This window comes from Streptomyces sp. NPDC102462 (assembly GCF_044765425.1).
In the GTDB taxonomy this organism is placed as follows: domain Bacteria; phylum Actinomycetota; class Actinomycetes; order Streptomycetales; family Streptomycetaceae; genus Streptomyces.
Window position 1 is genome coordinate 77,659 of the sequence record NZ_JBIWKB010000014.1, and the last position, 14,984, is coordinate 92,642.

8 protein-coding genes are annotated in these 14,984 nt (G+C 71.0%); 3 read left to right on the forward strand and 5 right to left on the reverse strand.

What is annotated here, in order from left to right:
- The first annotated feature begins 186 nt into the window (after positions 1–186).
- Entirely contained in the window at positions 187–1,767 is a 1,581-nt protein-coding gene (locus tag ACIRFL_RS14925; RefSeq protein ID WP_404028139.1) for a DUF1996 domain-containing protein, read from the forward strand.
- A gap of 79 nt (positions 1,768–1,846) precedes the next feature.
- On the opposite strand, the gene ACIRFL_RS14930 is transcribed toward ACIRFL_RS14925, so the two are convergent.
- Complete coding sequence (locus ACIRFL_RS14930) at positions 1,847–2,248, reverse strand: hypothetical protein (RefSeq protein WP_404028141.1); 402 nt, start codon at positions 2,246–2,248, stop codon at positions 1,847–1,849.
- A gap of 516 nt (positions 2,249–2,764) precedes the next feature.
- Between ACIRFL_RS14930 and ACIRFL_RS14935 the strand changes: the two genes are divergently transcribed.
- Positions 2,765–4,690 carry a hypothetical protein gene (locus ACIRFL_RS14935; RefSeq protein ID WP_404028143.1) on the forward strand — a complete coding sequence of 642 codons (1,926 nt, stop codon included), beginning with the start codon at positions 2,765–2,767 and terminating at the stop codon, positions 4,688–4,690.
- 158 nt (positions 4,691–4,848) lie between these two features.
- The gene (locus tag ACIRFL_RS14940; RefSeq protein WP_404028146.1) at positions 4,849–5,538 is read left to right on the forward strand and encodes a TetR/AcrR family transcriptional regulator; all 690 of its coding nucleotides are present in this window, start codon (positions 4,849–4,851) and stop codon (positions 5,536–5,538) included.
- Here ACIRFL_RS14940 and ACIRFL_RS14945 read toward each other — a convergent pair.
- From ACIRFL_RS14945 to ACIRFL_RS14960, 4 genes are all read right to left on the reverse strand, one after another.
- Positions 5,535–5,897, reverse strand: coding sequence for a 5-carboxymethyl-2-hydroxymuconate Delta-isomerase (locus tag ACIRFL_RS14945; RefSeq protein ID WP_404028149.1), 363 nt, complete (start codon positions 5,895–5,897; stop codon positions 5,535–5,537). The two genes, ACIRFL_RS14940 and ACIRFL_RS14945, sit on opposite strands and share 4 nt — an antisense overlap.
- A gap of 32 nt (positions 5,898–5,929) precedes the next feature.
- Positions 5,930–11,332: a pullulanase-type alpha-1,6-glucosidase gene (gene pulA, locus ACIRFL_RS14950; RefSeq protein ID WP_404028152.1), complete on the reverse strand. Its 5,403-nt coding sequence runs from the start codon at positions 11,330–11,332 to the stop codon at positions 5,930–5,932.
- A gap of 197 nt (positions 11,333–11,529) precedes the next feature.
- On the reverse strand, positions 11,530–12,903 hold the full coding sequence (locus tag ACIRFL_RS14955; protein WP_404028155.1) for an alpha-amylase family protein: 1,374 nt from the start codon (positions 12,901–12,903) through the stop codon (positions 11,530–11,532).
- 391 nt (positions 12,904–13,294) lie between these two features.
- A complete protein-coding gene (locus ACIRFL_RS14960) occupies positions 13,295–14,959 on the reverse strand; it encodes a glycoside hydrolase family 13 protein (RefSeq protein ID WP_404028158.1) in 1,665 nt (554 codons plus the stop codon).
- Between the last annotated feature and the right edge of the window lie 25 nt (positions 14,960–14,984).

The window sequence follows — 14,984 nt, forward strand, 5'->3', positions numbered from 1 at the left end:
CCCCTCCTCCGACTTGTTCGGCAACTCCCGCTGCTCAAGGGGCGGTTGAGCGCCGCTGAAACATCGAACCTGTGAGTAATTCGTGGGACGGCTGAACACCCGTGGGACCGGGTCCGTATGAAAGGGCGCCGCTTCACTCCTGTCGGGCGCCTCGATGCTGCCCCGCAAGGAAGTCAGAGGAGTTCCATGGGACGCAACACACGAAAACGCCGTACGCCGCTGGCCACCAAGGCCATAGCCGCATCGGCGGCCCTAGCGCTCGGTGGGGGCGGGCTGATCTGGGCGAACTTCTATGCCTCTGCGCATGAATCCAACAACTCGGCGCAGAACCAGACGAAGGCCGCCGCCGCGCAGGTGGCGACGATCTCCTGCCCGGACGTCGGCCAGAAGCTGACGAATGTGCCGAACGCGGCCCGCCCCGGGGTGGCGACGGAACTGGCGAACCTCGACAAGCAGATCACCGAGGCCTACGCCCGGCTCGCCTCCACCCGCCAGGCGCAGCAGAACGACACGAACTTCGTGCAGAACGCGATCGTCGGCCCCCTCAAGGAGAAGCGGGCCGCGACGATCGACCGGATCAGGATCGGCATCCAGCGGGTCGGCGGTTCCTTCGACACCTCGCTGGCCCAGTTGTCCGCCTGCACCACGCAGAGCGCCAACCAGACCAACGCCGGCGGCCAGAACGGCGGCAACGGCCAGCAGCAAGGCGGCGGCCAGCAGAACGGCGGCGGCCAGCAGCAGGGCGATAGCCAGCAGAACGGCGGCGGCCAGCAGAACGGCGGTGGTCAGCAGAACGGCGGCCAGAACGGCGGTGACGGCCAGCAGCAGGGCGGCATCGGCGGGCAGGCGGGCAACGGCCCGGTCGCCGCCGACTTCGTCGACATCACCAAGGTGCAGCCGAACGTCAAGGCCAAGCCGCGCAAGACCCGGGGCGCGTCGACCGGCACGTTCACCACCCGCTGCGGTGTGAACGCCAACAAGAACCACAACACCGACAACGTGATCGTGGCGCCCGGCGTGGCCAACGGCGCGCACCACCTGCACGACTACGTCGGCAACCAGAAGGTCAACGCGTTCTCCAGCAACGACACGTTCCTGCAGGGCGGCACCAGCTGCCAGAACAAGAACGACCTGTCGTCGTACTACTGGCCGGTGGTCCGCGTCCAGGACGGCACGCAGGACTTCGACCAGAACGCCGACGGCGGCGGCAAGGAGGGCAACGTCGGCCGCATCCTGGTCCCCCGGCAGGCGGAGATCAAGTACGTCGGCAGCCCGACCTCCAAGGTCGTCGCGATGCCCCAGTTCCTGCGCATCATCACCGGTGACGCCAAGACCACCACCAACGGCCTGGCCAACGCCAACGCGCACTGGAGCTGCACCGGCTTCGAGAACAAGGTGCAGCTGACCGAGCAGTACCCGATCTGCCCGCAGGGCAGCCAGGTGGTCCGCACCTTCGCCTTCCAGAGCTGCTGGGACGGCCAGAACGTCGACAGCGCGAACCACCGCACGCACGTGGCCTTCGCCGACGCCAACGGCAACTGCCAGAACGGGTTCAAGGCGATCCCGCAGCTGACGATGCGCCTGGTGTACAGCGTTCCGCGGCCGAGCATCCAGAACGGCGTGGTGAAGAACGCCTACGCGGTGGACGGCTTCCCGGAACAGCTGCACAAGCCGGCCACCGACCACGACGACTTCATCAGCGTCACGACCGGCGGCCTGGCGAACAAGATCGCGAACTGTGTCAACCGCGGGCAGCGGTGCCAGTGATCCGCTGAGGCGGGTACCGGTGGAAGGCCGGTGGCGGGTCCCTCCCGCCACCGGCCTTCGTCATGCCAGGACCGGCGCGTCAGCCGGTGTGGGCGCTGTGGTCCGTGCCGGCCTCCAGGTCGCCGCCGAGCCTGCCGCGCAGCGCCCTGACCACCCCGTCCTCGCCGACGGCCACCCACTTGCGGCCCACCAGGTAGTAACCGCCGTAGTCCTTCGCGTCGTTGATCCACTCGCGCTGGCCGCGGTCGGTGGCGAAGGTGGCGAGGACGAACTTGCCGTCCCGGTTCTTGCAGAGTGCCTGGCGGATCTCGTCGGCGTCGGTCTGGATGTCCGGCGCGCACTTCACCTCGGCGGCCAGGCTCTCCAGGCTGCCCGTGGCCGTGGGCGGCACCGCCCCCGCGTCGCCGCCGGACCCGCAGCCCGCCAGCGCCAGTACGGCCGCGACACCCGTCACGGCGAGCATCGGTCGCGTCACCCTCATGTGTTCCTCCGGTCCCGATCGGCGACAGCATGCCGCAGAAGGCCCCGCCACGGGACCCCACCATCGATACGGCCCCCACCGGCCCCCCACTCAATCCCCCACACACCTGCCTCACGCCACGCACAGAACCGCGAGGAACCACGCCACCCAAAAACCCACACCAGCCCCCACAAGGGGCGCGAGGAACGGCGCGACCAGCCACAACAGACCCGCAGCCAAAACCCGACACCAGCCCCCACAAGGGGCGCGGGGAACTGCGCGACCAGCCACGACGGCGCCGCAGACGAAGACTGACGCCAAGCCCCGCAGGGGGCGCGGGGAACTGCGCGACCAGCCACGACGCACCCGCAGACAAACACCGCCGCCAAGCCCCGCAGGGGGCGCGGGGAACTGCGCGACCAGCCACGACGCACCCGCAGACGAAGACCGCCGCCAAGCCACAACGGCGCCGTAGGCGAGCTGAAGGAGAGCGGGTCACCACGGTGACCAACCGCCGTTCTGATCGTTCTCCCGGACGTGCAGCCACAGGATGTAGCCCCGCGTCACGCACCCACCTCCACCGCAGCCGACGACTCGGTCGTCGATGTCGAGCAGGCCGAGGCCGCGCTCGTCGAGCACTATCCGCGGCTGGTCCGGCTCGGCTATCTGGTGCTGCCGCCCGGGATGGGCCGCAGCCGGCGGGTCCTGACCGCGCACGCCCTGGTCCAGCGGGCGCTGCCGCGGGGCCGTACGTCCGCTTCGGTGATCCCGTCGCAGTCGACGGGACGCGACGGCGACCCCGGGTACGCCTTCGTACGCCTCAGGGTGGTGCGTACGGCCCTGGAGGCGGGGCTCCCGCTCAGGCGCCGGGCGTGGCCCAAGCGGTCCCAGCTGCCCCCGCTGCTCCCCCAGGTGTGGGGCCTGCGGCTGTTCCCGCGGTCCGGCGGCGCCGACGAACTCGCCCTGGACCAGCGCCTCGCGACGCTGAGCGGACCGGCCCGCGCCGCCTATGTCCTGCGCGGTCTGGAGAAACTGCCGGACGCCGACGTGCGCCGGGTACTGGCCGCCGCCAAGGTGGCGGACCCCGACGCGGCGCTCGCGGAGGCGAACGGCGTCCCCGCGCAGCACGCGCTGCTCGACTCCCCCGAGTTCGACCCCTGCTCGCTCCAGGCCCGGCCCACCGACCTGATGCGGCGCAGGCAGCACACCAAGGCCGCGATCGCCGCCGCGGCCGCGATCGCGGTGTGCGGCGCCCTCGTCGCGCTGCCGGGCGGCGGCTGGGGCCCGGACGGCGCGGCGGCGCCCGAGTACGCGCAGAACCCGGCGGCGGAGGCCGCCCTGGACCCGGGCCGGCTGGTCCGGGTCGTCCCGGCGGCCTGGAAGTCGTCGGCGCGCACCGACTTCTCCGTGTGGCCGGCCCGCGGCGCCCTCGCCCAGGACACCGCGCTGCTGCGCCGCGCGCTCGCCGTCTGGGCCCGCCCCGGTGAGTCCGTCCGCGTCTCGGCGACCCCCGGCACCCAGACGGGCGGCCCGGCGGGCCCGCCCCAACTGCTGTACGCAGGCGAGGTCGACAACGCCCATGTGGTGATCCTCTACGACGGTCTGCGTATCGCCCGGTACGCCGAACCGAAGGACGGCGCGGAGGGCGCCGCGCTCGACCTGGCCCGCGTGGACGGGGCGACCGGACCCGAGGCGAGCGCGCTCGTGCTGGGCCGCGCCGACGGCAACGTCCGCTATCTGACGGCGCCTTGGGTGACGAAGGCCGCCGAGCGGGATCTGCGGAAGCCGAGCGGGGGCGCGATGGACCTCGACCTGACCGACGGGGTCACGGCGCCGCTGGCCAGTCCGGTGCGGCAGCCCGACGCCTGTACGTCATGGAACGTGCTGCAACTGACCGACGCGTCCGGCACATACCTGTCCACCGACCTCGGCGAACTGGTGCCGGCCCGGCTCACCAGCGGCCGTCCCGGTGCCGCCCAGCCGGCCGGGGCGGAGACGCTGGCCACGTGGGCGCCGTTCGCCTGCTCGCTGGCCGCGCAGCGCGCGGGGGGTGTGCGCAGCGTGAACGCCTGGGCGTACGCCGACCAGGCGCTGCCCGAGGATGCCGGGACCGGGGACTGGGTGTGCACGCGGGCGGAGACCTGGCGGGGTGAGGGCACGGCGGTGCTGGCCCAGTTCCACACGCCGGGCGGCCGATACGGGGCGGTCGCCGCCAAGGCCACCGACGTGGCCGCGTGCGGTCCGCGCGATCCGCATGTGCTGGCAGGGGTGCTGTGGAAGTCGGAGGGCGGGTCCTGGTATCTGCTGGCCGCGGGCAGCAAGGACGTGGCGTCGATCCGTACGACCGGTGGGGTCACCGCGTCGGCGCGGGGACAGGTGCTTGTTGCGCGGGCCGAGCGAGGGGCTCGCGCCCAGCTGAGCGGAACGTTGGCTGATGGGAGTGGGGTTTCTGCACTGCGGTAGCGTTTGGCTCCGCCGGTTGATGCGTTGTGGCTTGTCGCGCAGTTCCCCGCGCCCCTTGGTTGGCTGAGCTGAGCCCTGCCGTCTAGTGCGGGGTGGGGAAATGGGGGGTTTGGTGGGGGCGGGGTGGGTGGGCCGGAAACGGTCGGTAAGGTGTTCGTATGAGTACCGGGGTTCGCCGCAGGATGGGAGTGGAGGAGCGGCGGCAGCAGTTGATCGGTGTGGCCCTCGAACTGTTCAGCCGTCGCTCGCCCGATGAGATCTCCATCGATGAGATAGCGGCGGCCGCCGGCATCTCACGTCCCCTCGTCTACCACTACTTCCCGGGCAAACTCAGCCTGTACGAGGCCGCGTTGAAGCGGGCGGCGGAGGATCTCGCGAGCCGGTTCACGGAACCGCAGGAGGGCCCGCTCGGGAAGCGGCTGCTGCGAGTGATGCGCCGGTTCTTCGACTTCGTGGAAGAACACGGCCGTGGCTTCTCGGCGTTGATGCGCGGCGGTCCCGCGGTCGGTTCCTCCACGACGAACGCGCTCATCGACTCCGTACGGCAGGCCGCGTACGACCAGATTCTGTCGCATCTGGGGATCGTGTCCGCACCCCCGCGGCTGGAACTGGTCGTCCGCTCCTGGATCTCGCTCGCCGAGTCGACGGCCTTGATCTGGCTGGACGGACGGCGCATCCCGCGCGCGGAGTTGGAGGCCCAGCTCGTGTACGACTTCGCCGCGCTGGCGGCGGTGAGCGCCGCCTACGACGAGGAGATGGCCGAACTGCTGCGCGGCATGCTCAAGGACGAGCCGGCCGACGGCCCGTTCGCGGACCTGATCGGCCGGCTCGTGGCCCTGGCCTCCTAGCGGTCGAACTTGCGGTAGGACGGGGCGAGGTCGCGGACCTCGGCCGAGGCGTGCAGGGTCGCGCCCCCGTCCGTGATGTGCGTGCGCAGCAGGTCCAGCACGGTCTCCGTCAGCCGCGCCTTCGTCTCGTCGCTGCGGCCGGCGAGCAACCCGATGGTGACGTGCACGACGGCATGCTCCTGCCCGGCCGGGTCGGCGTAGCCGAACGCGGTGACCGCGCTGGGGCGGAACTGCGTCTTGCACGCCTCCGGCTTGGCCGCCGCGATCTCGACGGTCGCCTCGTGCAGCGCCCGCGCGAAGCCCGCGCGGTCGAACGCGGGCTCCAGGGTGCGGGAGTAGTCGACGGTGATCTGCGGCATCTGCGCTCCTGTTCTACGGCAACGCCCTCACCCTAGTTCGCGGCCCGGGTGAACACCGCCACGGTACGGGCCGGGACGGTGAAGGTGCCCGAGGCAGCGGCGTACGAGGACGTCTTCACCACCGGGTCGGCGCCCGCGGACTGCGCCGGGTGCAGCCGGTAGCGGTCCTGGGCGAGCCCGCCGATCCGCTGCTCCTGCCGCGTGGGCGTCGCGTTGAACACCACGACCAGGTCGCCGAGCCGCATGGTGATCACGCCGGGTGTCTCGTCCTTCCCGGACAGCGGGAAGGCGAGCCGCGCCTGCACCCGCTCGGTCGTGCCGAGGGAGAACGCCGGTTCCGTCGTACGGATCTTCAGCAGGTCCTGGTAGGCGGCCGACGCGCCGCGGATCTGCGGGCAGCCGACCCGCACGGAGGCCAACAGGGGTTTGGCGTAGGGCCACTTGGCGGAGTTGTCGGCGGCCATGGGCAGCCCGCGGCCGAAGCCGTTGCCGTCCGCGCAGTTCCAGTGGACGGCGTTGAACCAGTCGCCGCTGTCGTAGGAGTTGCGGTCCAGGGACTTCGAGCGCAGCAGGTCGGTGCCGGCCTGGGAGAGGGCCGGGCCCTGGGAGAGCGCGGCCGTGGCCATCGCCAGGACCTGCATCCGGGCGCGGTCGTCGGCGGTGGTGTCCTTGGGCAGCTTGTAGGCGAGCGCGTCGAACAGCGACTCGTTGTCGTGCGCGTCCGCGTAGGCGAGCGCGTCTCCGGGTGCGTCCGCGTAGCCGGCGGGTGCGCCGTTGTAGTCGACCTCGGCGCCGGTGACCTCCTTGCCGTCGGTGCCGGTGAAGCGGTACCGGGCGAGGTTCCCGGTCAGACCGACCTTGATCAGGTCCTGGTAGTGCAGGAGCCGGGCCCGCTGCTCGGCCGGGGTGCCGTTGGCGGCGGCGGGGTTGGGGTCGGTGTACAGGCCGGACGCGAAGCCCTGGACGCCCGGGTCGTCGTCGAAGGGGCCGCCGCCGCGCACCGCGTCCCGGGCCCGGTCGGAGAAGGTGGCGATGCCGGTGCCGGCCATGTTCTTCTGGGTGGCCTGGACGAAGCGGGCGTCGTCGGCGACCTCGCCGAAGTTCCAGCCCTCGCCGTACAGGATGATCTTCTTGCCGTCGACGCCGTCCTTCTGCGGGGTCAGCGCGTCGAGTGCCTTGCGCACGGCGAGGATGTTGGCCTTCGGGTGGTGGCCCATGAGGTCGAAGCGGAACCCGTCGACCTTGTACTCCTTGGCCCAGGTGACGATGGAGTCGACCACGAGCTTGCCCATCATGGCGTTCTCGGGCGCGGTGTTGGCGCAGCAGGTGCTGGTGGCCACGCTGCCGTCGGCGAGCAGCCGCTGGTAGTAGCCCGGCACGATCCGGTCGAGGACGCTGGTGTCGGCCTGGCCGCTGGCTGCCGTGTGGTTGTAGACGACGTCCATGACGACCCGCAGGCCGTCCTCGCCCAGCGCCTTGACCATCTCGCGGAACTGGAGCGTGCGGGCGGTGCCGTCCGGGTCGGTGGCGTACGAGCCCTCGGGGACCGTGTAGTGGTACGGGTCGTAGCCCCAGTTGTAGGCGTCCTTCGCGGCGGTCTTCGCCACGCACGCCTGCTGGGTGCCGGAGTCGGCCGGGAGGGCGGCGAGGTCGCAGTCGGGGCTCGCCTGGTCGGTCTTCTTCTCGGGGACGGTGGCGATGTCGAACGCGGGCAGCAGGTGGACGTAGGAGGTGCCGGACCGGGCCAGTTCCCGCAGGTGCCGGGAGCCGTCGCCGTTCTTGTCGGTGAAGGCCCGGTAGGTGCCCCGGTGCCCGGCCGGTACCGTCTCGTCCGCGACGGAGAAGTCACGGATGTGCAGCTCCTGGATCTGGGCGTCCCTGAGCGGCACGGCCCGCGGCTTGCGCAGCGTCGACCAGCCGTCCGGCGTCAGGGACCGGTCGTCCAGGTCGACGACGAGGCTGCGCCGGGAGTCGGCGGTGAGGGCGAGCGAGTAGGGGTCGGTGACCCTGTTGGTGACGATCCGGCCGACGGCGGGCGCCCACACCTTCACGACGTACCGGTAGGGCTTGTTCTTCCAGGACGCGGGGCCGGTGACGGACCACACGCCGGTGGTGTCGTCGCGCCGCATGGCCACCGTGGAGCCGTCCAGTTCCAGGGAGACGCGCTGTGCCGTGGGCGCCCACACCGCCAGGGTGGGACGGCCGCCACGGAACGTCGGTCCGAGGTCGGCCCCGGTCGCGTCGTACACATCGTCCAGGACACCCGCGATCTGGACGCCGGTCGCGGCGAGCACCGCGCCGTTCGCGGCCCGCTGGGAGGCGACGAGCTGCCCGTCGAGCGCGTCCGGGACGCGGGTCCGGTCGCGCGGGTCGACGGACCAGGCGGTGTAGTCCTTCAGATGGGGGTACTTCGCCTTCTGGGCGTCGGTGAGTGTGGTCTTCCGCAGCCGCAGCCAGCGCTCGTCGTCGCTGGTCAGCGTCCCGTCCTTGACGGCGATCGAGCCGTCGGGGGAGGCGAGCAGCTGGGTGGAGGCGGCGCCCTCGACGCCGTTCCAGGCGACGGTGTCCCGGTCGATCCAGATGGCCTTGGCGGTGGTCAGGTCGAGCGCGGTGGTGCCGCCCGCGGGCTGCGGCAGCAGGTGCTTGTCCTGGCCGTTCAGCAGCCACACCTCGTGTCCTTCGGCCTTGAGGTCGATGGACTGGTCGGCGGGCAGGTCCTTCTCGTCGCCCTTGTGGAGGATGTAGCCGAGGCTGGTGGCGCCCTCGGTCAGCGGTACCTCGAAGACCGCGCCATAGGCGTCGGTCCTCGCCGGCGGCAGCGGCTTCGACCAGTCGGTGGGGTGCGCGGCGCCCGTCCAGACGTGCAGGCCCCAGCCGTCGTAGTTCCCGTCGGCGCGGTGGTAGTGCAGGACCGCCTTGCCGGTGTCCTGGGCGGGCGGGGCGGGGTTCTCGGTCAGGACGTCGGCCTTGCCCTGCTCGATCCACACCTCGCCCGTCCTGGTGACGTCGATGCTGCGGTCGGCGGCGACGTCCTTGGTGCCGTTCTTGTCGATGACCAGGAAGCCGACGTTCGAGGCGCCGGGCCTGAGCTTGACGTAGGCGAAGGCGCCGTAGGCGTCCCGGCCGACGAAGGGGTGGCTGTCCGGCCAGGTGGTGGACTCGCCGTCGGCGAGGTCGCCCCAGGCGTACAGGCCCCAGTCGGTGTAGTCGCCGTCCGCGCGCTTGTAGTGGACGATCGCGTAGTCCCGGGAGGCGGCCGTGGGGACGTCCTCGGCGGGCGGGGTGCCGGTGCTGCCGGTGGCGGTGGCGCTCGCGGTGCGCCCGGCCGAGTCGATCACGACGGCCTTGTAGCGCAGGGCGGTGCCGGCCGGGACGTCGCCGCCGAGGGTCTGGGTGACCCGGTACGGGGCGTGGTCGGCGGAGCCGAGGGTCCGCCAGGGGCCGTTGCCGACCTGGGCGGCGAACACGACCCGGTTGAGCTGTCCGCCGTCGACGCCGGCCGACAGTTCGACGGTCCCGGTGGCACCGGCGGCCGGGGCGGTGAGGGTGATCGCCGGCTTGGCGGCGGGCCTGGCGAGGGGTCCTGCGGCCTTGTACACCACGGCGGTGCCGGCCGGGACGGTGACGGTGATTCGGCGGTCGGTGCCGGACCGCACGGAGTCGGTGCTGCCGTAGACGCCCCGGTAGGTCATGCCGGCCGAGCCGGTCGCGAAGGTGGCGGCCTCGGCCTGCTCCGCGTTGTTGAACGCGACGACGTACTCCTGGCCGGTCCTGGCGTCGGTGCGGGTGAAGGCGTAGATCCCGGCGCCGTCGGCCGCGTACCGCTCGGTCTGCACTCCGTCGGTGAGTGCCGGGTTGGCCTTGCGGAGCTTGGCCAGGGCGCTGATCTGCCGGTACAGCGGGGCTCTGGTGTCGTAGGCGTCGCTCGCGTGGGTGCGGTCGGTGCCAATCTCGTCGTCGTCGAGGTAGTCGGCGACCCGGGAGGCGAACATCGTCTGGCGGGCGTCCTTGTCGCCGCCGGCGCCGGTGAAGCCCTGCTCGTCGCCGTAGTAGACGACGGGATTGCCCCGGCTGAGGAACATCAGCTCGTTGGCGAGCCGGTCCTTGGCGAGCAGTTCGGCGTCGCCGGCACCCGGGTTGTCCTGTTTCAGGAAGGTCCCGATGCGGCCCATGTCGTGGTTGCCGAGGAAGGTGACCTGCTCGTACGCGTTGGCCTTGTCGGTCGTGTACTTGTAGTCGTCGGCGAAGACGCCCGCGAGTTTCCGGGCGCTGCCGCCCTGGGCCACATAGCCGCGCACCGCGTCCTGGAAGGGGAAGTCGAGGGTGGCGTCGAGCCGGCCCTGGGTGACGTACGGGGAGGTGACGGAGGTGTCGGCGGAGTAGACCTCGCCGAACATGAAGAAGTCCTCGCGGCCGTGCCGGGCCGCGTACGCGTCAAGGGCCGTGGCCCACTGCGTCCAGAACTCCATGTTCACGTGCTTGACGGTGTCGATCCTAAAGCCGTCCACGCCGAAGTCCCGCACCCAGCGCTGGTAGATCCGCTCCATGCCCCGGACGACCTCGGGCCGTTCGGTCCACAGGTCGTCAAGGCCGGAGAAGTCGCCGTAGGTGGTGGACTCGCCGGTGTATGTCGAGTCCCCGCGGTTGTGGTACATCGTCGGGTCGTTGAGCCAGGCCGGGACCTTGGACTGGCTGGTCGGCCGCGGTGTGCGCGGGAACGAGCCGGTGCCGACGGCCGGGAACGGCCTGCTGCCGTCGGCGTAGTCGGCGTCGTCGAAGGGCTTGCCGTCCTCGGTGAGGTAGGGGAAGGCGCCCTTGGAGAGATAGTCGTAGGACTTCTCGGCGTAGTCGACGACGTCGGCGGTGTGGTTGGTGATGACGTCGAAGTAGACCTTCATGCCCTTGGCGTGCGCCTTGGAGATGAGGGTCGTGAGGTCCTTGTCGGTGCCGAAGTGCGGGTCGACGCGGGTGAAGTCGGTGATCCAGTAGCCGTGGTAGCCGGCCGACGCCTCGTCGCCGGTGCCCTGCACGGGCCGGTTCTTGAAGATCGGGGCCAGCCAGATGGCGGTGGTGCCCAGGCCCTTGATGTAGTCGAGCCGGTCGGTCAGGCCCTTGAGGTCGCCGCCCTGGTAGAAGCCCTTGTCGGTGGGGTCGTAGCCGGTGCTGAGCCGGGAACCGGTCAGCCCGCCGCGGTCGTTGCCGGTGTCGCCGTTGGCGAACCGGTCCGGCAGGACGAAGTAGAACTGTTCGCGGGTCGCGTCGTGCCGGGCCGGTTCCGCGGCGAGCCGGGCGTCGGAGGGTGGTGCGGGCGGGGTGGCCGCGTGGGCGGCGAGGGGTGGTACGAGTGCGGCGGCCAGGGCGGCGGCGACGATGGCCGCGACCCGTCTGACGTGGGGGGCGCGGCGCGTGCGTGGCGCCTGCCATCTCGGTATCACGGGCGTGAACTCCTAGCGTGCTACGGCTCTTTCGGGGCCCGGCTCCGACGTGCGCGGCGCGGTTGCGACGCGGTTGCGACGCGCGGCACGGCTCCGCCGGCGGGCGCCCGCGCGACCGTATGGCCGCCGAAACCCTTACAGCAAGAGCCGTGCAATTCACGGTAAGAACTTTCATCGGGCGGGTGCCGCCCGATGGCTCAGCAGGACGACTTGCCCGCGTAGACGGCCAGGGCCGTGTTGCCGCCCAGGGTGGCGGTGAACTGCCCCGAGGAGTTCACGCTCACCGTCGTGTTGTTCTGCACGTTGCAGTACGTGCCCGCGGGCAGCGAGGTCTGGTAGGTGCGGGTCAGGGACGACGACTCGTGGTTGATGGCGACGTAGCCCTTGGCGCCGCGGCCGAAGCCGATCGCGTTGTTGCCGTTGTCCCACCAGTCGGTCATCGACTGGCCCCGCGTGGCGTTGCGGAAGGCGACCATCGACTTGATCTCCGGCCAGGCGTGCTGGCACTTCCAGCCGTCCTGCCAGCAGGCGTTGACGGTGCCGCCGTTGGGCGGTCCCGCGTCCGCGTCCGACCACTCGTAGCCGGAGTTGATGTCGGGGGCGCCGTACGGGAGGGCGAGCATGAAGACGTTGGCCAGGGTGTAGTTGGCACCGCTCTTGTAGTTGAGGGTGCTGCCGTTGCGTTCGGTGTCGTGGTTGTCGACGAAGACACCGGCGACGGAGCTGTTCAGATAGCCCCAGCCCTCGCCGTAGTTCTTCAGGTAGGCGAGCTTCTCGCTGGTGAAGACGCGCTTGAGGTCGTAGGCGTAGCGGAACTCCTGGACGTCGCCGGTGCCCGTGTACTCGGTGGGCTGGACGGCCTCGCCCGCGCCGTAGATGACCTCCTGCTTCCAGTAGGCGGAGGGGTTGGTCAGGCGGGACTTGATGTCGGCCAGGTCCGAGGCGGGGATGTGCTTGGCGGCGTCGATGCGGAAGCCGTCCACGCCGAGGCCGATCAGGTCGTTCACATACCCCGCGATGGTCCTGCGGACGTACTCCTCGCCGGTGTCGAGATCGGCGAGGCCGACCAGTTCGCAGTGCTGGACGTTCCAGCGGTCCTGGTAGTTGGAGATCTGCGCGGTGCAGTCGTCGAAGTCGTAGACCGAGTACAGGCCGGGGTAGTCGTACTTCGTGTACGACGAGCCGCCGGTGCCGGTGCCGGAGCCGGCCGACATGTGGTTGATCACCGTGTCCACGACGACCTTGACGCCGGCCGCGTGGCAGGTGTTCACCATGTTCTGGAACGCCGTGCGGTCGCCCAGGCGGCCGGCGATCCGGTAGCTGACCGGCTGGTACGACGTCCACCACTGGCCGCCCTGTATGTGCTCGGCGGGCGGGGAGACCTGGACGTAGCCGTAGCCGGCGGGGCCGAGGGTGGTGGTGCACTCGCGGGCCACCGAGGCGTACTTCCACTCGAAGAGGACTGCGGTGACGTCCTTGGTGCCGGGTGGTGACGCTTCTGCGGCGGTCGGGGTCATGACAAGGGCGGCGGTTGCGAGGGCTAGGGCGCCGATGAGGGAGCTGCGGGCCATGGGGGTCCCTTCGTCATTGAAGGCTCTTGCTGAAACTTGCGGTGGCGCAGATGTTAGAGCCTGCGGGTCGAAAGGGCAGCGGGGCGGAGGAAAGTTGCAGCAAGTTTTCTGGCTGACGTCTCCCTCCGGGGGCTTGGCAGGTCCTCGTTCGGGTGCGGCGCCGTCGTGGCTTGTCGCGCAGTTCCCCGCGCCCCCCTCCGGGGGCCCGGCAGGTCGTCGTTCGGGTGCGGCGCCATCGTGGTTGGGCGCGCAGTTCCCCGCGCCCCTATGGGGCGCCACCCGAGCGCGCCTGTGGCAACACACCACCCGACGGGCGTCGTTCGGCTGTCGCGCCGTCGTGGTTGGTCGCGCAGTTCCCCGCGCCCCTAAGGGGCGCGGGGGGTGTTGTTCGTCAGGTTGTTGTCCACCACACCGTGGTGTCGGACGGGATCTTTGTTTCGCCGGGCGTGTCGGTCACCTCTTCGCTGGTGAGGAGTACGCGGCCGTATGCCGGGGTCGTCACCGACTCGCTCGTCGTGTTCGTGACGCACACGAACTCCCCGCGGCGGAAGGCCAGTACGCCCTCGGGGGCGCGCAGCCACTGCACGCCGTCGCCCGCGCCGAGGTCCGGCTGCGCGCGCCGTACGGCCAGCGCCGAGCGGTACAGTTCCAGCGTCGAGCCGGGCACGCCCTCCTGCGCCTGCACGCTCAGCTCGCCCCAGACCGACGGCTGCGGCAGCCAGCTGCCGCCCGGCCCGAAGCCGTAGGAGGAGCCCTCGCGGGTCCACGGGATCGGGACCCGGCAGCCGTCGCGGAAGCCGTCCTGTCCCGCGCCGCGGAAGTACGCCGGGTCCTGGCGGACCTCGTCCGGCAGGTCCACCACGTCGGGCAGGCCCAGCTCCTCGCCCTGGTAGAGATAGGCCGAGCCGGGCAGCGCCAGCATCAGCAGGGTGGCGGCGCGGGCCCGGCGCAGGCCCAGCTCGCGGTCCCCGGCGGTGCGGATCTGGGTGCCGAGGCCGGGCGGGTTGGCGAAGCGGGTGGCGTGCCGGGTGACGTCGTGGTTGGACAGCACCCAGGTGGCGGGCGCGCCGACCGGCCGCATGGCGTCCAGGGTGCGGTCGATGACCCGGCGCAGTTCCACCGCGTCCCAGTCGGTGCTCAGATACTGGAAGTTGAACGCCTGGTGCAGCTCGTCGGGGCGGACGTAGTTCGCGGTGCGCTCGACGGTCGGGGTCCACGCCTCCGCGACGAAGATCCGATCGCCGGCGTATTCGTCGAGGACCTTGCGCCACTCGCGGTAGACGGCGTGCACACCGTCCTGGTCGAAGAACGGCATGACATCGTTGCCCAGCAGCTTGAGCTGGTCGTGCCCGCCGAGGTCGGGCAGCCCCGCCGCCTTGACCAGACCGTGCGCCACGTCGATGCGGAAGCCGTCCACGCCCATGTCCAGCCAGAACCGCAGGATGGAGCGGAACTCGTCGCCGACGGCCGGGTGTTCCCAGTTGAAGTCGGGCTGTTCGGGGGCGAACAGATGCAGGTACCACTCGCCGTCGGGCAGCCGCGTCCAGGCCGACCCGCCGAAGATGGACTCCCAGTCGTTGGGCGGGAGTTCACCGTCGGCGCCCTTGCCGGGGCGGAAGTGGTAGCGGTCCCGCAGCGGCGAGCCGGGGCCCTCGGCGAGCGCGCGCTTGAACCACTCGTGCTGGTCGGAGGAGTGGTTGGGCACCAGGTCGACGATGATCCGCAGGCCCTCCGCGTGGGCGTCGCGGATCAGCGCGTCGGCGTCCAGCAGATTGCCGAACATGGGGTCCACGGCCCGGTAGTCGGCGACGTCGTACCCCGCGTCGGCCTGCGGCGAGGCGTAGAAGGGGCTGAGCCACACGGCGTCCACGCCGAGGGAGCGCAGATAGGGAAGTCGGGAACGGATGCCCTCCAGGTCGCCCATGCCGTCGCCGTTGCTGTCGGCGAAGCTGCGCGGATAGACCTGGTAGATCACCGCGTCCCGCCACCAGTCGCGGTGGCCCGCGACGGTGGCGAGGGCGGTGTTCGGGGCCGGGTCGGCGGAGTGCTGGCTCATGGCGTCCTTGGTACGTAAAGGAGTT